8 protein-coding genes and 1 pseudogene are annotated in these 21,445 nt (G+C 38.5%); 1 reads left to right on the top strand and 8 read right to left on the bottom strand.

Features of this window, described 5'->3' with window-relative positions; all coding sequences use genetic code 11:
* Positions 1 to 140: 140 nt before the first annotated feature.
* Both J2S23_RS10020 and J2S23_RS10015 read right to left on the bottom strand, forming a co-directional pair.
* Entirely contained in the window at positions 141 to 1,799 is a 1,659-nt protein-coding gene (locus J2S23_RS10020) for a DAK2 domain-containing protein (RefSeq protein WP_307122587.1), read from the bottom strand.
* Between the two features lie 2 nt (positions 1,800 to 1,801).
* Entirely contained in the window at positions 1,802 to 2,167 is a 366-nt protein-coding gene (locus J2S23_RS10015) for an Asp23/Gls24 family envelope stress response protein (protein WP_307122586.1), read from the bottom strand.
* A 321-nt stretch (positions 2,168 to 2,488) separates the two neighbouring features.
* On the opposite strand from J2S23_RS10015, the pseudogene J2S23_RS10010 reads away from it, so the two are divergent.
* Positions 2,489 to 3,743: pseudogene (locus tag J2S23_RS10010) on the top strand (ISL3 family transposase).
* Between the two features lie 101 nt (positions 3,744 to 3,844).
* On the opposite strand, the gene J2S23_RS10005 reads toward J2S23_RS10010, so the two are convergent.
* From J2S23_RS10005 to J2S23_RS09980, 6 genes are all read right to left on the bottom strand, one after another.
* On the bottom strand, positions 3,845 to 4,693 hold the full coding sequence (locus tag J2S23_RS10005; protein ID WP_307122585.1) for a sortase: 849 nt from the start codon (positions 4,691 to 4,693) through the stop codon (positions 3,845 to 3,847).
* Positions 4,683 to 5,561: a class C sortase gene (locus J2S23_RS10000; protein WP_307122584.1), complete on the bottom strand. Its 879-nt coding sequence runs from the start codon at positions 5,559 to 5,561 to the stop codon at positions 4,683 to 4,685. Before J2S23_RS10000 ends, J2S23_RS10005 begins: the two co-directional genes overlap by 11 nt.
* Complete coding sequence (locus J2S23_RS09995) at positions 5,542 to 6,477, bottom strand: class C sortase (RefSeq protein ID WP_307122583.1); 936 nt, start codon at positions 6,475 to 6,477, stop codon at positions 5,542 to 5,544. The genes J2S23_RS10000 and J2S23_RS09995 overlap by 20 nt, the downstream gene beginning before the upstream one ends.
* Before the next feature lie 203 nt (positions 6,478 to 6,680).
* A complete protein-coding gene (locus tag J2S23_RS09990) occupies positions 6,681 to 7,898 on the bottom strand; it encodes an LPXTG cell wall anchor domain-containing protein (RefSeq protein ID WP_307122582.1) in 1,218 nt (405 codons plus the stop codon).
* Between the two features lie 38 nt (positions 7,899 to 7,936).
* The gene (locus J2S23_RS09985) at positions 7,937 to 9,988 is read right to left on the bottom strand and encodes an isopeptide-forming domain-containing fimbrial protein (RefSeq protein WP_307122581.1); all 2,052 of its coding nucleotides are present in this window, start codon (positions 9,986 to 9,988) and stop codon (positions 7,937 to 7,939) included.
* A gap of 101 nt (positions 9,989 to 10,089) precedes the next feature.
* Positions 10,090 to 21,156, bottom strand: coding sequence for a SpaA isopeptide-forming pilin-related protein (locus J2S23_RS09980; RefSeq protein WP_307122580.1), 11,067 nt, complete (start codon positions 21,154 to 21,156; stop codon positions 10,090 to 10,092).
* Between the last annotated feature and the right edge of the window lie 289 nt (positions 21,157 to 21,445).

The raw sequence follows: 21,445 nt of genomic DNA, 5'->3' as shown, positions 1-21,445 counted from the left end.
AAAATTGGATCAATCATTATCCTAAGAAAATACTGAACTATTTGTCTCCTGCACAGTTTCTTAAAAATGGCTAACTTCTACTTGAAATTTAGCCTTTTTAATACAAAAAGTCTTCAACCACAACTGGCGAAGACTTCATTTTATTCTACACTGAAAAGATAAGGATAAACGGGCTGACCGCCTGGGTAAACTTCGATCTCAAGATCCTCATATTGCTCTTCCAACTGCTCTGAAAGGAGTTCAATCAGAGCTTGATCTGCTCCTTCTCCAAGGTAAATCGTCACGATTTCACTATCTTCATCAAGCATATGCGCAAAGGCTTCCTTGAGAGCTGTAGCCATATCAGGATGGGACACCACAATTTTTCCATCTACCATACCAAGATTATCATTTTCATGAATCTCCAGGCCATCAATCGTTGTGTCACGAACCGCAGTCGTGATGCTACCACTGACAACCTCGGCGAGCGCTCTAGACATTGCTTCATGATTTTCCTCTAAAGACTTAGTCGCATCAAAAGCCAAGAGACTCGTTAAGCCTTGCGGAATTGTCCGAGAAGCAACCACAAGAGCAGGTTGCTCTGCCACTTCTGCAGCTGCCTCAGCAGCCATCTGGATATTCTTATTATTTGGCAAGATGATAATGTTTTTAGCATTAACCTCTTCAATGGCTTTAACAATATCCTCAGTCGAAGGGTTCATGGTTTGACCACCAGAAATGACATAGTCAACACCTTGACCTTTAAAGATTTCTGCCAAGCCATCACCAGCAGAAACAGCTATAATTCCAAAGTCTTTTTGCGGTCCAACAGGAGTTGTCACACGATCTACTTGCGCTTCGTGTTGCTCACGCATGTTATCCACTTTGACCTTCACTAAACTACCATATTTAAGGCCTTCTTGCATGACAAGACCTGGGTCCTCTGTGTGGACATGAACTTTGACAATTTCGTCATCATTGACCACTAATAGAGAGTCCCCTAAGTTGCTTAAATAGCCTTGGAATTCATCATAATTGAACTCTTTGACATAGGTTGGCCCCTGCCGAAGTGCAACCATGATTTCTGTACAGTACCCAAACGTGATATCTTCAGTCGCTACATGTCCGACAACCGCTTTATGATGCTCTGCATTAATCATTTCGCTCATGACCGCTGGAGTGACTTCGAATTCTTCAGAAGCGATATACTCACCCGTCAAAGCCGACAAGAAGCCTTCATAAATGTAGACAAGACCTTGACCACCAGAGTCAACGACACCAACTTCCTTAAGGACTGGTAACAAATCTGGAGTCTTTTTAAGGGCACGATTAGCCCCGTTTAAGGCCGCACGCATGACTTCAATAGCATCATCCGTTTCATCAGCCTTTTTAAGCGCCGCAGTTGCAGCCCCCCGTGAGACCGTTAAAATTGTGCCTTCGACCGGCTTCATGACCGCCTTATAGGCTACCTCAACACCGCTTTGAAAGGCACGAGCCAAGTCTTTCCCATCAAGGTCTTCCTTGTCTTTGATTGCTTGACCAAAGCCTCGGAACAACTGAGAGGTAATAACACCTGAGTTGCCACGCGCACCCATTAAAAGGCCTTTCGATAAGATTTGACCAACCTCACCAACAGTTGAAGCAGGCTTATTAGCTACTTCTTTAGCCCCATTAGTCAAGGTCATCCCCATATTGGTTCCAGTGTCTCCGTCTGGAACAGGAAAAACATTGAGTGAGTTGACATACTCAGCCTGTTTATTAAGACGGGTCGATGCCGCCTGAACCATTTCCTGAAATAAACTGGTTGTGATTTTTGACACGATTACTCTCCTACGACCTTGATATTTTGAATAAAGACATTAACAGTCTCAGCAGAAATCCCTAATTGATTTTCCAACTGGAATTTCACACTTTCTTGAATATTTCTCGACACTTCACTAATTTTAACACCATAGCTCATGACAGTATAAACATCTACAGCAATGCCACCAGACTCTTCTGTGCGTATAACAACGCCCTTAGCATAATTTTCACGGCGTAAAAGCGCATTAAAGTTATCCTTAATCGCTGCCTTACTTGCCATTCCAACAACACCAAAAATTTCCGTTGTGGCCGTCCCAACAACCGTTGCAATGACATCGTCTGTTAATTCGATTTGACCATCTTGAGTATTAATTTTTACAGTCATCTTAACTACCTCATTTAGTATGATACTTCATTTTACCACATTTAGCGTTAAGTGTAAAAACAAAGCCCGCTCTATCAACTGATTGAATAAATATGAAATTTAGCGAACTAAGTTCCACTCTCCCATTCGAACTGGAAGTTAGTCTAAAACGGATTTTTATGGTGGAATTAAGTCTGAGACGTTTGAGTTAGAAATGGGCTCTATAATTTCTGTAGTGGGTAACTCCCTCTATGGAGATTATGGAGCCTTTTTGAGTGTATCAAAAAAGTCCCATATGACTTATAATGAAAAGTGACCAAACAACTCATTAGAAAGACACATATGGAACATCTTAAGAATACCACAGATTTAATCGGATTGGAAGACCCAAATATCGTTATTGTCACTGTTATGAATATAACTCACATATCGAAATAAAAGCCAAGTTGGACTACTCTCCTAAACCGTGTGACCATTGTGACGCTGCCATGATTAAATATGACTTCCAAAAGCCATCAACGATTCCTATTCTCGACATCCAAGGCATGCCAACAGTCCTGAAACTCAAAAAGAGACGCTTCCAGGGCAAAGACTGCCGTAAAGTCAGTGTGGCTCAAACCCCTTTAGTGAAGAAAAACCACCAGATTTCTCAACCTGTCTGGAAGAAAATCACGTAGCTTCACACCGAGAAACGGACCAACACTGATATCGCGAAAACACTTCATATTTCAATCTCTGCCGTCCAACGTCAGTTAGAACAGTTTTCCTTCAAAGAAGAGTTCTCACAATTACCTAAGGTTCTAGCTTGGGATGAATTTTCACGAAATAAGGGGAAACTGGCCTTTATTGCTCAAGATTTCGAGACTAGAAAAGTCATCGCCATTCTGGAAAATAACCGTCAAACAACGATCAAGAACCACTTTTATAAGTACCCTCGAAAGGTTCGAGAACAGGTTAAAGTGGTGACCGTAGACATGTCTGGTAGCTATATGCCTCTGATTAAAAAACTATTTCCATTGGCAGAAATTGTTCTCGATCGTTTCCACATTGTACAGCACCTGGGACGTGCCATGTTGTCCACTCGAATTGCCATCATGAAAGAGTTTGACGACAAGTCTCTGCCTTATCGTGCTCTTAAAAATCATTGGAGATTATTCCAGAAAGAAAATCGTCAATTAGCTGACAACCCCTTCTATTCGAGGACGTTTAGACAGATCTTGAGACCTAAGGATGTCGTTGAGAAAACACTAACCTTCTTAAAAGACCTCCGCTATTACTATGAGCTTTACCAACTGCTCTTATTCCATTTTCAACAGAAGAACCACACTTACTTTTTTGAACTGATTGATGAACATATGACTACTGTCAACTCAACCTTTCAAACCGTCTTTATGACCTTTAAAAAATATAAAAAATACATTACTAACGCCCTAGAATTACCTTATTCCAACGCTAAACTAGAAGCCACTAAAAACTGATCAAAGATATAAAACGAAATGCCTTTGGATTTAGAAACTTCAAGAACTTTAAAACTAAAATTTTGATCGCTTTGAACGTGCGAAAAGAGAGAACCAACGTGATTCTCTCTCGTACATGATATAAGTCACCCACTACAGTTGACAATGAGTCTATATAGAGCGATTTCGGTATATCAAAATTACACATTACTATTATTTCATCCAACAGAATACTCATCAATCAATTCTTTAAGAATCTATAAAATTTTACAATAACCAAAAGTAGTAATATAATGGAAAGAACACAAATTCCAATATGAACCAAAGAAGCTTTAGATGCTCTTGAATTTTTTTGTGCTTCCTTAGTAAAAGCAATTTGAACTTCACTATCCGACACGTCCAATGAGCTGGAAGGAATTGATTTGATAAACTCAAAGTGGACCAATAGACGATTATGAAAAGTTGGAAGTGGGTCACAAGTAATCAAGGTCATCATTGTTTTTCCATCCAATGGTTCCAATTTTTCCCATTCTGAAGGAGATATAATCTCATTGGAAACCATTTGATAAATTAAGATTGATTTTCCATTATCAAAGTACAGCTTATCTCCCACTGCAATTTGGTCTAAATAGCGAAAAAAAACATGACTAGGTTCTGCACGGTGTCCCGCTACAACAGCTCTCTCTGTTCCTTTCCCTGTCGGTAAAGATGTTCCAGCAACATGCCCTAATCCCATAGCTAGATGTTGTAAATCAGCACCTAAGTATACTGGCTCTATAACTGAGATACTAGGAATAGAGAGATAGCCAAATGCATAAGATTCATCAAGATCCAGTCCATAATCTGTCTCATAATTGCCTAAAAAAGGATCGACAATCCCAGTATTTTTATCATTTAATTGATTATTATATTGTACGGACTTGCCTTCAATCGAATCAACATAATCAGCTGATAATCCCTTTTGAAAAGAGTGATAGCGCTCTTCTTGCGAGTACGACTGCCAAAGCATCCGTCCGAAGGTAGCTAAAGGAATCAACGTAGCGAGCATCATCATGATATAGCCAGATATAATCATAGTCCTATTCTTCATGGTATCCCTCCAATTCTTTCGTGATGGTCTGTACAGCTTTTCGTGTGCGATACACCAAGTACAGCAACACTAAGATAATCACAACTGAAACTACCAAAAGAATCATATATTGTTGACGAGCTTCACGAAGTTCGATAGAAAGTTCTTTAATAGGAGCAGTATAAGGAACTCGAATCCCACGCACTAATAAACGATGACTGTTAATCATATAAGGTGTGCAGGTTAGCAAAGTGGCGTAGTCTTTTCCTTTTTCAATCAGCACAGGTTCAAAATTTGTCGGTTCAACCGTTAAAATTTGGTCTACTTTATAAGCTAATACCTGATCAAGAACATGTATATAAAATATGTCTCCCTTTTTTAGTTTGTTGAGATCAGTAAAAAGTTTTGCATTTGGCAAACCACGATGGGCAGTAATAACAGTATGCGTACTCTCACCACCTACTGGTAAAGAAGTTCCCTCTAACAAACCCGCTCCACGTTCTAAAATGTCAGATGACGTCCCCACATACATAGGAATAGCTTCATCGATTTTAGGAATTTCTACATATCCTAATCGCTCTTGAATCACTAACATTTTTCCGTATTCTGTCACACCAGCTTCTTTTTCTTCTGCAGAGAATGGATCTCTTAATTCAGATGGTTTCAAGGTTGAATTAAACGCCTGAGCCAAGTGGAGACGTTCCGCTAATTTCTCCGATGGAATATCAGAAATACTTTTATTGAACTTTGCAATTTCTTCATTCGATTGAATACGATAGTAATATTGCGAGATAAGAGGATAAGAAGCAATCGCCAACCCCAACAGGAAGACCAAGGCAAGGAACCACGGACTTTTTCTACGTTTATTTTTATTGACGCGCCTCTTCACGACTTACCTCCTTCTCTTCTACTTCTTGTTCAGCTTTCAATTTTTTTAGAACCATTTCCGATTGACGTTTTTTTCGACGAAGCCGATGAATAATGTACAAGAGAATGGCAATCAATACCAAAGCAACATAGAACAAATAACGGTAAAAATGATTAAGACGATTCTCAGCAATAAACTCTTCATCAACAGCTGGGACATATTCAACCTGATGACCACGAACCAACAGACGATGGGTATTTACCATGTAAGGAGTGCACGTTAATAGCGTGACATAGTCATGTCCTGGAACAATTAGAAGTTTTGAAAAATCAGTCGGCTCAATGACGGATATATCATCAACTTGATAAGCTAGTGTTTCTTTCAAATTATGAACATAAAACTTATCACCAACCTTTAATTTCGTTAAATCTGTAAACATTTTAGCACTAGGCAGACCGGTATGGGCAGTGATGACAGAGTGGCTTGAGTTACCTCCGATAGGTAAAGAGGTCCCTTCTAAGTGTCCCGCACCAATTTGTAAGACCTCTTCACTCGTTCCCGCATACATAGGAATGTCTACATCAATAGCTGGAATTTCCACGTGTCCAATCCGTTCATGAATTTCAAGCATTCTGGCATATTCTGCACGGCCTTGTTTCAACATCTCATCAGAATAAGGATCTCCAGAAATACCATTATTGAGGGAATCATTATAAGCTTGAGCCAGCCTCATTCGTTCTTCAATTTCAGCATCTGTTAACTTTGCTTTTTCATTTTCGAAATCAGTAATTTGCTCGTTAGATTCAATTCTGTAGTAAATATTGGATACTATGGGATAACACATAGTCAACAAGCCTACTATGAAGATAAAGCCAAAAAAAAGATTTTTACGTTTTTTCTTTTTGTTTTTCCTTTTTAGTACAGTTTTTTTTGCCATGTTATACTTTCTTTGTATTTTATTGGAGAAACAGTGCTCCTCAAAATTGTTATACACCAACTTTGAGCAACATTGCTTAACACAATATTGCTTTGAAATAAGAATCAAAAAGCAGAAAAACCGCGTCCGCCCTTAGTCTAGCACCAAAGTCTGAACATACGGTTTTCCCCTAAGTCTCAGTAAGAGCGACATCATTTTATAAATCACGGTTTTCTAACCAGGTAGAAACCTCCTCCAAAAAGAACAGCAGATAAAAACATTAATAAATATAAGGTAATGTCTCCTGTATTTGGAACTTCAATTGATGGTCTTTTAGTATTTCGAACTACTACCGTTTTGGTGAATTTTTCATTTGCCCCTTCTTCATTTATAATAAAAGAAATCGGTTCTGTCAACTGAATATAACCACTAGGAGCATTAATCTCCCAAATATAGTAGGTTCCAAATGGTAAATTTTTTGCTTCAAATCTCCCCGTTTCAGAAGAGGTGAGGACTAATTCCTTCCCATCTTGTAAAACAGGTATAAATTTATCGTCTACTTTTTTCGTCACCCTGAAGACAGCATTGGCAAGCGCCTTGTTTGTTTTACTGTCAACTTTTGCAAATTGCATGTCACCATACGGTGTTTTTTTATTGACTACTACAACTGTAACCAGTTGTGGTCCAGTTAAGTGAAACTCATAATAGGGTTGTTCGATTTGATAGCCTTCAAGAGGTTCTACCTCTATAAAACGATACGTTCCATAGGGAAGATTCGTGACTGTAATTTCACCATTGTCATCTGTATAAAGAACTTTATCATCAGTAGAAACAGTTTCATCATAGCGATATGTACCATCACTACCAATTAGTGGCATACCAATCTCTTCTTGATTGTCTTCCATTCGAGCTAGTCGAAAACCTACCTTAGCCAATGGCTTTTTATGCTCATCTGTTTTCAACAATTTAACAATTGTGCTTGTTGGATTTGCTTTTTTTACGAATATTTTATGTGGGGTAACCTCCCCATCTGTTAATTCAAAAACAATATCTCCACGGTACTCAACTGTTGGTGTTTTGATAATATCTCGAACATAATACAAGCCATTTGGTATTGCTGCCACCTCGATATGGTTTTCAAAGAAAACCATATCGTGTTTTGAGGCAACAAATTCTTGGTTTAACTTGGTTTCGTCCCAGGCTCGTAATTCTTGGACAATCTCTTTTTGTTGGTCAATCGTATACGGTTTTTCTAATTTCCAAACGGTTAAATGGTGACCCGTCAATTGACCATTCAAAGAAGATCGGACTTCCTGGTAATTCTCTAATTCTAGGTGAAGCGGTGTCTGAGACACTGCATTCACCACGATACTTTGACAAAGAAGCATACAACAAAGAGCCAAAACAGAGATGACTTGTTTTAACAAATGACTATGTTTCATAAGGCTCCTTTCTAAGCATGATTAAGGAATAACTTAGGTTATGCTACTTCTTCGTCTTCGTTTTTATTTTTCATATAGGCAATTAATGCTATAGCCATGAGACTCGCACCCGTTACTGCAAAGATAATCGTACCGATACCACCCGTTTGTGGGATAGTTGTTTTTTGGTTCTTAATAAGTTGAGCATCATCCTGTGAGGTTCCTGGTGTATAGTCCATTTCACCTGACTGATATGTACCTTTACCAACTGTAAATACAAATTCTGGATTGCTTGGTAGAGCATAGCCGTCTGGCGCTTTTCTTTCGACTGCCTGATATTCACCTTCACTAAGACCTGTGATTTCAAATCGACCTTGGTCATCAGAAGTAAAGACAGTTGCTTCCTCAGGAGTATTAACTTCTGTATACTTCATTTGAGAAGCTTTATAGGCCGCATCACGAGTAACTTTTAAATCCTCAATTTTTTCTTTACTTGTCGTACCATAGTCAATAGTACCGTCAGAATTTACTTTTACAAGTGCAACAGCATCTTTATAAGCTTTATCAGCTGCTTCAAATTTCGTTTTAGCATCTTGATTATCTGAGTTTAACTTCAAATATTTTCCTGAAGAAGTTTTGAAGACGAACTCTGCCCCAGCCAAACGAACATTGCTTGTGGCATCAGCTTTGACGAATTTCTTACCATATGTTACAACTTCAGGTTCAGTTGGATCAAGTGGTGTTGGATTATCGGTATCTGGTGTGTTGGTGATGGTCGCAGTGTTTCCTGCTACATCAATACCATTTGAATAACCTGATACACGTTCTGAAATTTTATATTGTTCGGTAGAAAGACCAGTAAACTTACCTGAGAACAAATCAGTTACAACAAATGAGATGCCATTACCAAGGTCGAAGGTCGTCCCTGAAGTAATAGTGTTATCAAGGTAAACGGATGCTACTGCTTCACCACTAGAATTTTTTAAAGTATAGACAACTTTTGCTTTAGATGAATCTGACCCTGCTGCCCATGTTTTGTTTACGTTAATTTCTCCATTCTCTGGAGTAACAGGTTTTTCTTCATTATCTTTACCAGGGTTGTTACCATAATCCAAACGAATGTCGTTCTTTTGTGGTTGGTCAACAACAGCTGATCCATTAACTGTTGCAGAATACGTTAAAGTAAAGTCAATCGCACCTTCTTTAGCAACTGCTTGGAGTTTAGCTAAACCTTCTTTTGTGAATTTTAATGTAAAACCACGGTCATCACGGTCAACAGTATAGTCCGTACCTTTCACAAATGTACCACGTGTTGCTACTAACTCAACAGTATCTCCCATAGTCAACCCGTTCATCATGGTATCGGTCCATACTAATTTAGCATACTTAGCATCCTTAGGTACTTGAGTTTTTACCTCGTAAGGAACAGTCTGACCAATCGTTTTAGAAATTCTACCTTTCTCAGCTTGGTATTTAGCGTAATCTGCACCTTGTGAATTCCCAGTTCCGTTAGCGAAGTTTTTGTCAATTTGTGGCTTATCTTGATTGTTTTTTGGATAGAGGTGAGCATTCTCAACAACACCATCTTTATTTTCAATCGGCAAAGAAATAATTGTTGGTACAGCAAGAGAGCTTGTTACCGTATTTTTGCCATCTGTATAAGTCGACTCTTCATAAACTTCTACCAAGCGGTATTTTCCTGGCTCAAGATCGCTCGTATTAATCTCTGCACCTTGATTTTCTACGGTTGTAGCTTTTTTATCAGTAATGTCTTCCCAAAGCGAATCGTCTGAAACAGCATCAGGATGTACGGTTTCTAGAGTTGCAGCTAAAGTTGGATTTATTAATTTTTGAAGTTTAAATACAATCCCGCCAACATCTTTGGCAGTACCGATCTTAGATTGTAATTCTTCGATTTTATTACCATCGTAGGTCTTGTTTAATTCCTCACTGATTGTTTTCAAATCAGTCTCAGATCCGGCAACAATTTTATGTACCGTAATCGTATTTGTTTTATTACCAGCTGCTAATACTTTAGTTGCTGGTATAACTGACGCAAGCGTCAGAATCAGTACTGCAAGCACTGCAAAGATTTTATTGATCTTTTTCATTTTTTCTCCTTTATTTTATGAAATCAACGATTGGAATAGTTTTAAAAATTTAATATATATCATCTCCCCTTTCAAGTGGCTGTGTCTACTAGAGCATTGCTCTAGTAGTCTTCAGCCTTTCTTCTTCTGAAAATGAAGATTACTAGTGCCCCAAGCATGATACTAATACCAACATAGTACCAATTTTGGCTACCAAATCCACCAGTATCTGGATAGACTGGTTTTTTGTTGACGATTTCTAAATCAATGGTATTTCCAATAACTTGCGTCGAATCAGTTGGACTCTTCGTTTCTGAATAGAGAACAACATTTTTAGCTACTGTTCGACCATTTGAATTAGTAATTCCCGTCAAGGTGATTTTACGACTCTCCTTGTCGATTGTGATGAGGTATTTATTTCCTGTACGGATATATCCTGTAGGAGCGACTTCCTCGGTTAGAACATACCGTCCATGTAAATATCTTGGTAATTTTGTAATTAGATGGCCATCAGCTTCTTGACTAGATAGGTTAAAGTTGAGCAATTCGTCAGCACTTTGGACCGCTGCTGTATCAGCATCAGTAGGATTAGCCTTAGCCAATTTAAACTGAATATCACCTTTAGTTATCAACTGATTAGACTCCCCAAGCTTCTTGATTGCTAAATCCATACCATCTTCTTTTTTGTTAACGATACGAACTTTTGCCGTATTAATGCCGGCATCAGCTTCACTCTCGCTAGACACTGTATTTGTCCAGTTTGTCATGTTCACCTGACCAGCAAATGATCCCTTCAGACCAATGGTCAAGTTTGAACCCGTATACGGAACACGAGCAACAACAATATACGAATTACCGGATAATTCACTCGAAGATAACGACAGACTTATACCTGTTCCATCTTTTGTTACTGCTTTATTTTGCAATGTTTTTGGTGTCGTGTCTATCCCCATAGAGGGAGCAAGAAGGGCAGATGAAGCCACTTTATAAACTTTAACATCCGCGTTTCTAAAGTACAACGTTCCTCCTGTTGTCCCGTTATCAGTGACGCTCACATTATAAGCCCTTCCAGAGCCATAACTAGCCTTATTAATATTGACATAGAAAGTGTACTCAACAACTTTATTAACTTTATCCAATTCCGTGATTGCAGATGTGGCCGTATATCCATTTATATTGCCATACCATTGTGTCGGTTGACCGCCATTTAGGACTCGTGTGTCAACGTAGTATCCTGTAAAGGTGTCAGAGACATTAGCAACCTTATTTGTAAAATTAAAAGGTCCGGTAGTTGTTTCGTCGTTAGGGACATAGCTTCTTGATCCACTTGGAATACCCGTAATCTTATTCCGATCAATACCAACTGGAATAGAGTAGCTACCTTTTACTGTATTAATATCGTAGCCTTCAAAATCTTTTGTAAACGTGAAACGAATCTTATTATCATCGCCATCTGCTGGATATGTTGCTGTTGCCAGTATCGTTCCATCAGCTAGTTTGATATCAATGGTATCACCTTCACTGTAATCTGCTATTGAACTGATATTCGGTGCATAGATTTTCTCGTCAAGGACCACATCAAAGGTATCTCCAGCCTTCACGTCTGCATTTCTCAAAAAGGCGAAATCAAAACTAAATTGTAGAGACTCTGCTTTGTTGATATAAATAGCCTTAGCAGCGACACGAGGAGCCATGTTTCTATTTTGATTGATATCTAATTTCATGTTCGATATCCTCATCAAACTTGAGACATCTTTAGGAGGCCTGTCTGGTTTGGGATCGGATGGATTTTGTTTAATCGTCGTCATCCCCGTATCATGAACAATAACAGTCCAGGTTGTATCCGTTAGGGTATAACCACTTGGGGCAGCTATTTCTTTCAACGTATAGGTACCTGGTGTTAATTTATCAAAGGCCAAGTAACCACTTGAATTAGTATAACCTGTATAAAGAGGTGGTTCCGTCCCATTTAAGTCTGAAAACAGTCCACTATATAGACCAAACTGGGCATTTGGAAGACTTGAGTTCTCCTCGTCAATCTTGGTGATTTCTAACTTCCCTTCATTCGGAAGCGGTTGATCGTTTCGAGTATTGACAGCTGTTATTTCAAGATTGTTGTCACCACCTTGTTCAATAGTTGTCGTTTCACCTGCTTTTGGCTGTACTTCGTTGTAGGTATATGCATAATAATCGCGTCGATCAACATAGGCATTATTATAGGCTGATAGGACATTCGCAAGTATTGGTTTATCCCCAGTACTACTGTAAGTCCCTGTTACTTTAATAATAGCACCTTCACCGTAGTACAGATTTGTTCCAAGTGATAGCGAAACTCCGTTCCCACTTAGGGTTCCCTTTATAACATTGTTGGTAATGTTTTGATAATTTCTTGAAGAAAGGTCGATTTCAAAATTGTTTGGCATATAGGTTTTGATCGCGGATTCAGTGTTAGAGACTGTTTTATATACTTCAACAGAAGTAATACCCGTCCCGGCCGAGTAAGCTCCTCCTACCTTGTTATTAGGTACTCCATAACTTGTGTCATATCCATACGGATAGATGAACACTCTAGGATTATAGGCTGGGTAATCAAATGAAATTCGTCCAGATGAACTATCTGTCCATCTATTAAAGTAAATCAGTTGTGTATACGTTTTGTTCTCTGTGTCAACGTCAACGATACGAGATCCAAGAGTTGAAACACCGTTGCTAGTTTTATTAAACTGGGCACCAACTATTTCTGTATATGTTCCGACCGTCGTTGTAGTCGTAGTAGTTGAGACATTTCCGTTTTCATCTACTACGATAGGCCATGTCTGATCGGTTGCATCGTATCCTTGAGGAGCTTGAACCTCTTTGATAACATAGCTACCTGCTTCCAAGCCTTCAAAGACAGCAATCCCTTCACTATTTGAAGTAACTAACCAAGGACTATCGCCTTTCATAATCGGTGTATTACCATCTTTTTCATAAATTCCGAATACCGCATTGATGAGTCGCTCATTCTGATTGCTCACCTTGGTAATCGTTACTTTCCCTTTTTTAACCTCATTTGTGATTTTGAGACCTAATGCATCATCGATTTTTTCAATAGTTTCCTTTAAGCCATCTACTTTTATAGCGGTAATACTACCTGTATCATCAACTGAAATTTTCCACTTATGGTTAGTCAATTCATAACCAGTTGGAGCTTGAGCTTCTTTTATAACATAGTTCCCCGGAACAAGTTTAGTAAAATGCAGCTCGCCACCATTTTTTGAAACTTCAGTAGCAAGAACTTTGCTTTCATCCTCATTGTAGAGGCTGAACTCCGCACCATCAAGTAAGATAGTGTCTTTTGCGCCTACTTTAGTAATCCGCAAATCTGTCACTTTGTTGGTTACCGTCAAACTAGCTGTAGCATTGTTGATAACTTGTAAGGTATAAACACCATTTTCACCAGAGACGATGACATCATCGCGACCTGAAATCTTAGTCACTTTCAATGGTTGTGGATTATTGGTGTTACCTTCATCTAGCGTTACTTCAACCACAATCGGTTCCGTTGGCAAGATATGACTGTCATCAGTTGTTAGCTGAGTAATGGTGTAGCGACCTTGTCTGAGACTGAAAGTGTCACCATTTTGTACAGAACCAATCTCAGACACATTATAAGTTGCTGTTGGTATGAGAATATCTCCGACCTCACTACCTTTCGTCAGTAATCGAAGAGCAACGGTTTCAGCCGGCGGTAACATTGTAACTGCAACAGAAGTTTCGCCGCCAGTTCCTAGATTATCCTGATTAACTGTCAAAGTCCAAGATGATGGATTTGCAACATAACCTGATGGAACATTGTTAGCCGTAACCATATAAGTTCCTTCAGATAAGTTGAAAGTTGTTCCTGTGTGGGTGTTTGATGGGTTGGTCGTAGAAGTAATAGTGTAGTTCACACCACTTGTATCCACGCCATCTAGCGCAATAGTTGCAATAGTGTAAGTGTATGGTTTGTAGTAATTTGTAACCGTTAATGTATTTGTAGTTGAGTCCAGGGTGAAGTTGTCAGCGTTTGGTGTCCCAGATAAACGTGTCTTCAACTGGCCGTTATCATTGTAAACCTCGATTGACCATTCAGATGGATTTGGTATTTCAAATCTACTATTCAGGCCTGTCTGTTTTAAGGTATAAATACCAGGTTCATCAATGTCCGTTAATGCAACCTGTGTTCCATTAGCTTTATACAATCTCAATGTTGAACCGGTAACGGCCGTTCCAAATTCATCCACATTCTTAACTGTTAAGTTAATCGGATCATAAGACTTCGGAATATCCGACCAAGTCGTAACAGAGAGATTACCATTGGTAGCTTCACTATTTGAGCCAAAGAAGAGATGATCCGATGAAGTATTTGCGTAACCAATTGTATTTAGAGTATTTACTAAACGCCCTGTTGCATTGTTGTTTACACGACCATTGACAGTAATCGTAAATGTTGCTGGTAATCGAGTAGTTGGTACCGTTGTAATGCGGTAACTATTGGTCCCACTTTCACTCTGTCTAACATTTGTAAATATAGAAGGAAGACCCGTTACATTTGTAACAACACCATTCGTCGTAGAGAAGTTAAAATTATAGTACCTAGTAGACGATGTCGAAATGGTCCGTGTCATCGTCGTGTTGAATGTGATCGTTTGTGAGAAAGTTCCAGCAGTTTCATTGATAACAGGAGCCTGCATGGTTGCTGTAAAGCCAGCTGTTTGACCCACACGGTTTGTTGGTAGTGTTAAGCGTGCTTGTCCTGTCGCGGACCCTGAGGTTTGCAGCAGCTCACTGAAGTGCAATTCTTCTTCAGAAACGGCTACCGCCTCCTCGCCAAAGAGCGGTGTATCTGATAGTGCATTACTTCTGAAAGTATCTGCATCAAACACATATGGACTCACAAAAGGTGTCAGATTTTCAAATGCATGCCTGCTTTCAAATAATAGCGATCCACCTGAAGTTGCCGCATTGCGGGTTTCTTCTGACTCTGTGACGATGGTAGTCCCATCAGGTTCTACAATTACATCCCATTTTTTAGCGGTTTTCTGGTAACCAGTCGGAGGCATTTGTTCTTCAAGCGTATAAGCCCCTGCTGGAATCTCCTTGAAAACAATTTTACCCTCTTGGTTACTAGTTCCGGTCTTGACAACTGCACCACTTGTGTCTTTCAAAACAAATGTCGCATCAGCAAGAGGATCGCCATTTTCCTCATCAACCTTAGTCAAGACAAGGTTTCCATCACTATCTTTGAAGTTAACAACCGTTAGCGGTCTTGTGGCTGGATTCAAAGCATTGGCTGAAGAACCATAGGTTTCACTATAATAGCTTGTTTCTCCATCTGGACTAACTGTTACCAACCAGGTTTCTTTAGTAGGTGTATAGCCATCAATAGCCGACTCCTCTTTGAGTCGATACTGACCTGGTGCAAGATTAGACATCGTAATCTTACCGTTAGCATCCGTCGTATAACGAACCGTTTTAGAGCTTTCCTCGCTATCGTTTACTATAGGTGTCAATGAGAAGACAACGCCCTGAAGAAGTTTTTCTTCTGTTGCGCTTCTACCATACTTAGTTACTGTCATTTCTCCAACAGGAGTCTCTTTTTTATTGGAAATAACAAAAGTATAGTCGTCCTCTGTTTGATTGTTAACAGGATTGTCAGTCCATTCTGGTGGTAAGACAATCTCTGGCTCTGCTGGTTTATTTGCTGGAGCTGTATTGACAATTGTTTTTTCTGAAATACTTGCCGCTGTCTCACCAATTTCCATAAAGGTGAATTCACCTGTAGTTGGATCCATCTCCAGTCGGAATTGCCTTGTAGATGAATCCATTGTATAGCCTGTATTAGTAGCAGTCTGCTTTAGAGTATACACGCCTTCTTGTGATAGTTCGTAAGTAAAGTGGTTATAGTTTTTCTCTACTGACACTTCGTTGCCATCTGGACTGATAAAGGAGAATTCACCATTCAAGACAGGATCCCCTTGTTCATCCACTAAATGTAGTTTAAATGAAAAACTAGATTTAGGTTCAATCTTATTGACTATTACAATTTCATGTGTCTTTGCTTCACTAGCTAATTGTGACGGCCCTGCGTCAATTAGACGAATACGTAGTTTACCATTAACCGTTTCATCAGGCTGTACAGAAACTCGCCATGTTTCTCCAGAGTCTTGGTACCCTTCAGGTGTTCGTACTTCTTGAATTGTATAGGTTCCTTGTTTCAATCCTGAGAAAGTAGCCACGTAGTTGTCACCTGGTAATCCAGAAATATTTCCCATTGGTTTAGTTTCAACAGTTTGATCATAGTTGTTAAAATCACCAACTACTCTAAAATGTGCTCCAGATAATGGTAAATATGCCTGATCTATTTTCGTGACATACATATCAGTTGTTTCTGTACTTCTATCTGATTGTTGAACAATGAAAGCCGAATCAAGTCTTGCGTTCATGATTCGGGCGCTTGTCCGAATTGGCGTCATAGCACTATCAGTCTTACCATTGATCACGGCGATATACTTACTGCCATCGCTCATGCGATTACCAAGATTTAATTGAACTACACCATCGACAATAGTTGGCCTTAAATCAGTTACTTCTTCTTTTTCAGTAACCGTTGAAATATCAAAGTTTCGTGGTAAAGTCACCGAAGAAGGAACACGATAAACCTTAATGTCAGTATTCTCATCAATTATGGCTCCACTTACTCCATATGTTTGGAAATTAGAAATCCCAGATACATTTCTGATGAAGTTATCATAGAAGTAGAACGTAATTGGTGAGTTTGGTTTCTCACCATCTGGATTGATATAAACAGTCTGACTAAACGTTCTTCCTTGTTGATTTACAAGTGGCGTCTGCGTTGAAAGTTTGATAGAACCATTCTGAATTTCGTCTGTTAAATAGTTGCTAGGAGATAGTTCTGAGAAAAACAAGGCTGATCTCAAGGCACTAACCGCTCGTTCGAGTAAGCCTTCTTCACTAGCTTCATCAGCACCTTCGTTATTTTCTATAGCATTACTTGGCAGCTCACTGCTTGCACTTGTCAAAATAGTATTAGCGTCAGATGCAGAACGTGGCATTACGGCTGACTCTAGAATCCCTGCATTTCGTGAATCATAATCCTTCAGCATACGGCCCAAACGGTCAATGTAGAAGGTCTGTTTTTTATCAGAGATTACATAGCCATCAGGTGCAGTATATTCTTGAAGAGTATAAGTACCTTCCTCAAGATTATCCACCTTAATCAAACCTTCGGAATCTGTTGGACCTAAAATAGTCGTTTTCAAGGTCTTATCATGAACCAGCTTGAAATAAGCACCTGGCAGAGCTTTAGTCTTATTATCTTCATCAACCTTTTTGATAACCAACTTACCAGATGCAATACTTGGGTTTTTAACGGCTATATATCCAAGGTTCTGGTCTAAGTTCTTACCTTCATAAGTAATACTTAAATCAGTATTTACCGTAAATCGATATTTCTTAGCGCTACCACTATCATCTTGTTCGATTTTAAATCCGTCAGGCGCTTGAGTCTCAATAAAATAGTAACTACCCGGAGTTAGATTTTTGAAAAGTAGAGTTGCGTCATCATTATTTTCATAATTCCCTAACAAAGTATTTGTTTTTTCGTTATAAAGCGCAAATTGAGCATGATTGTTACTTATTCGTTCGCCATTCTCAGTTACTTTAACAATAATCAAGTTTGTGAAATCTCTTGAACTTTGTGTTACGAAACCGCCTCCAGGTGAAATTTGATAATCAGTAATCAGTCCAAAGCCGTATGAAAGATCGCTAACAACTCCAGTTAAAGGATCCGTTCCCTCGAGATTACTTCCTTTTATATCATGTGTAAACTCATATATGGTGTCTGTCGTAGGTATCCCTACAATTGGAAGTTTATACTTTATAATGATTGTAGGTACATCACCATCATCTGTTCTAACTCTTAGCGTGTATTTGTAATTAGAATTTTTAACAATGCTATAAGTATTCCCTAAAGAAGTTACAGTACCTAAATTAGTAATTGGCCTTAGACTTTTCTCATCATATCCACCGTTTCCATCAACCGATTCTGTTTCAAATATATCTATGTAATCTAAGATGTTACGGCTAGTCATTGGATTTTTAGTATCGCCTTGATAGATAATCTCAAAAATACCATTTGCATTTTGACGTAAACCACCTTGAAGATTAATCAGGGTCGTATTATTTAAATAGTAAGCACCATTTTCGTGAGTTATGTATTCATCAACATCCCAAATATAACGCGTCAATTTAGTAAGAAGATTGCTTTTGTATGCTGTTGCAGAATCTGTTAGAACAACCGCTTCCCCGCCATTATACCGTGAAGTATATGAAAGAGTTTTAGTTATATTACTTGTGCCAGACTGATTAAACCATTCATTCCAAGATGGTTTAATACCATGGTAGAATCCTACATTACCTGGAGCAGGCGTTAAATCATCGTATCCTTTAATATGATCTGATACACGATCCCATTCCTCACCAATTTGTACTACCCCTGACAATCCATAATCAGAAGCATTGGCCGCTGCCGCCCCTTCCGGAGTTACTACAAATTTAAACTGATTATTATTATAGTAGATGTTAATTGCATCTTTTTCAAGTCCCTTAATTCTGATGGTTCCAAATTTTTGCTCGTCAGTCTGCGATACATTTAAGTAGATTTCTTCAGGAATATCAAGAGTGAATGTATCTCCAGCCTTGGCTTCTTTTGGAATGCGCCAGTCGAGTTTCATAATTGTTTCAAATGTATAGTCCAAAAGTGGGTTCGGATTTCTTCCCAAGTCTGGATCTCGGCTTATAGTATGAAAATCATACAGATCAACCCTATCTACACCATAGTTGGATTCAATCACGCCTGCAGCGCGGAAAGCATTTAGTACAGAGGGAAAGATGCCTTCTTCAAAGAAGGCTGGACCATTGTTATCAGAGGAAGATGCACTGAAACTAGGGCGGGCAAAGGGTGACAATGTCTCCTCAGCATAAAATACTACATAGTCTCCTTCAGTATCAGTTGGGAGTGATTCGGATGCTTCATCTGCTGAAGTTTCTGTGTCTGAACCTTCTGATTCGTCCTTATCTTCGACAACCTCAACTATTTTTTTATTTACATCTACAACACTTGTCTTACGAATTGGAGACTCATCTAGATTAACCTGGACTTCTGATTGAGCAGAACTCTCTTTTTCTTTTAACGAGTAGAAATTGTCAGCATTCAAAGCTTTGGTTTTAACAACTATGATGTAGGATTGTTGAGCCAATTGCCCCTCAGCAAAGGATACTTCTAATTGGGCATGATCCACTTGGTTGAAGATAATCGATACATCTTCCGTTACATCTTTAAGGGTTGATTCATCTATCTCACTGATATCTTCAAAGTTCTCTTTACCAGTCAACTTATCCAGAGCAACACGATAAACAGTCACGTCCGTGTTAAAACTATTTAGAATTTCTGAATTGTTTTTTCCTGAAAGAATGATAGTACGTTCTTCAGTTACTGCTTCCCTTTTCCCATTGATTAAACCAAGTAATGTAACTGTTTGGTTTTGGGCATCAGATTCTGACACTCCGAGCGAAAGGATTTCTTTATTGACGAGTTCAGGAATCGTGATTGGTATTTTGATTTCCTCTCCAAATATTGAAAAGGCTAGCTCTTGCTCTCCAGCTTTTAGTTGCCCTGCAGTAGTTAACAATACATTTGAAATAGTTAACTTTGTCGATTCAACTTTATCAGATTCTGCCAACTCGGTTAAAACAAACTGAATACTATTTTTAGAGGATTCTGTTACTGGATAAGCAATCAACTGACCAGATTCATTTTTTAGTGGTTCAATTTGAGCTTTTGTAATATCGAGTCTTGAATCAGACACAATTTCAAGTACATCTCCTGCCTTGGCATCTTTAGGAATCAACACAGTTGTGTCAAATGATAATTTTTTAGTAGAAACATCAAAATAGTGCTGAAAATCACTGAGTTCTGCTTTTAGATTTTTCCCTTTTGATTGGCTAGTAACAATGACTTCACCATCCTTTGTCACTACAACTGTCCAAGTTTCTGTTGCTTTTTCAAATCCTTCTGGAGCTGATTTTTCAACCATTGTATAAGTACCAGCATCCAAGTTTTCAAAAACAATTTGACCATTTGTATCACTCGTCACTTCAGAGACGATATTTTCTTCTAAGTCCTTTAATTCAAATACTACGTTTGGTATTGGGGTTCCTGTTTGGTCCATTTTGGTAATGGTAAAATTAGACTTTTGCTCTTCCATATTAATGTAGAAGAAAGTTGAAACCTTTTGATCCCCAATACTTGTTTGAAAATCATGAATACCTGCTTGATTTAAGGTATCCATATTAACATTTAATGGTTGACGATACTTGATGACTTCGTCACCACTTAGTTCTTCGGCAACCTCTGTAAAAGTAATCCGTATGCTATGTGTGTCCGCATGGTAGGCTGTTTCCGCGATAACTTGATTACCAACTTGAAGAGGAGTCGTGTTCTCTAATGGTCCCGTCTGAAGGGGTAATGCAATATCAAAGAAATCACCTTTTTTTACTGCATTTCCTAATTTGAACTTCGTCTGTAACTCAACTGAAAGCTTACGTTCTTTTTTTCGAGCATTATCAAAGTCACTTAGCTTTTCTGCTGTATGAAGACTTAATTGGATCGTTTTAATCTGATCATTGAGATTCTTGGCTTGGTAATTTTCAGAAGAATCAGAACTATTTTCTGATAATTGATCCTTGCTTAAAACTGTTAGTTCAATTGATAAGTCAGCTAACCCCTCTTTGCTAAGTATCAGATTTTTTTTACCTTCTACAGATAAATCAATTTGATTCTGGTTACTAATTACTCCATATATTGATGTTAATTCCTCATAAGGGATAACATTAGTTTCCCCACTTTGGTACGTCAACTGAATATAGAGACCACTCAAATCTAAAGTTTCGTTAATTTGATAGGTATCCTTTGGACGTTTAGCCACCGACCAAGCGGTTATTATATTGGCATAGTTTTCACTTACTGCAGTTTCAGTCACAGGCGTGTTTAATTCTTCTGCTAAAATGGTAATTGATGGACTGTAGTTGCCCAACAATATCATTAGTAGTAGAAGCATCTGCATCTTTTTTAGTGTTTTTTTCATTACTAATTCCTTTACAAGAGAAAAACTATTCAAATCTTTTATTGATTAGATTCCAATTTTTATTACAATCATTGAATATTATATTTTATCGTATTATTAGCCTTAATAAACAAATACATCTAATTTTATACTAAAATATTTAAATTAGCAATGTTTTTTTAAAAAAACTGATGGAACTTTCAAAAAACCCGCGTTCGAAAGTTCTAAAATGAAGTTAGCCACTTTCTAGTTGAGAAAAAAGTATACAAAAACACCTCAGAGAGATATAATGTAGTTCACCACAAACACA

This window comes from Streptococcus moroccensis, from assembly GCF_030812835.1.
Taxonomy (GTDB): domain Bacteria; phylum Bacillota; class Bacilli; order Lactobacillales; family Streptococcaceae; genus Streptococcus; species Streptococcus moroccensis.
This window is presented reverse-complemented; position numbering and strand designations above follow the sequence as displayed.

What these genes read in the sequence shown, in the direction of transcription:
- J2S23_RS10015 (WP_307122586.1), bottom strand. Translation starts at nt 2,167, where the DNA reads ATGACTGTAAAAATTAATACTCAAGATGGTCAAATCGAATTAACAGAC.
- J2S23_RS10005 (WP_307122585.1), bottom strand. Translation starts at nt 4,693, where the DNA reads ATGAAGAATAGGACTATGATTATATCTGGCTATATCATGATGATGCTC.
- J2S23_RS09995 (WP_307122583.1), bottom strand. Translation starts at nt 6,477, where the DNA reads ATGGCAAAAAAAACTGTACTAAAAAGGAAAAACAAAAAGAAAAAACGT.
- J2S23_RS09990 (WP_307122582.1), bottom strand. Translation starts at nt 7,898, where the DNA reads ATGAAACATAGTCATTTGTTAAAACAAGTCATCTCTGTTTTGGCTCTT.
- J2S23_RS09985 (WP_307122581.1), bottom strand. Translation starts at nt 9,988, where the DNA reads ATGAAAAAGATCAATAAAATCTTTGCAGTGCTTGCAGTACTGATTCTG.
- J2S23_RS09980 (WP_307122580.1), bottom strand. Translation starts at nt 21,156, where the DNA reads ATGAAAAAAACACTAAAAAAGATGCAGATGCTTCTACTACTAATGATA.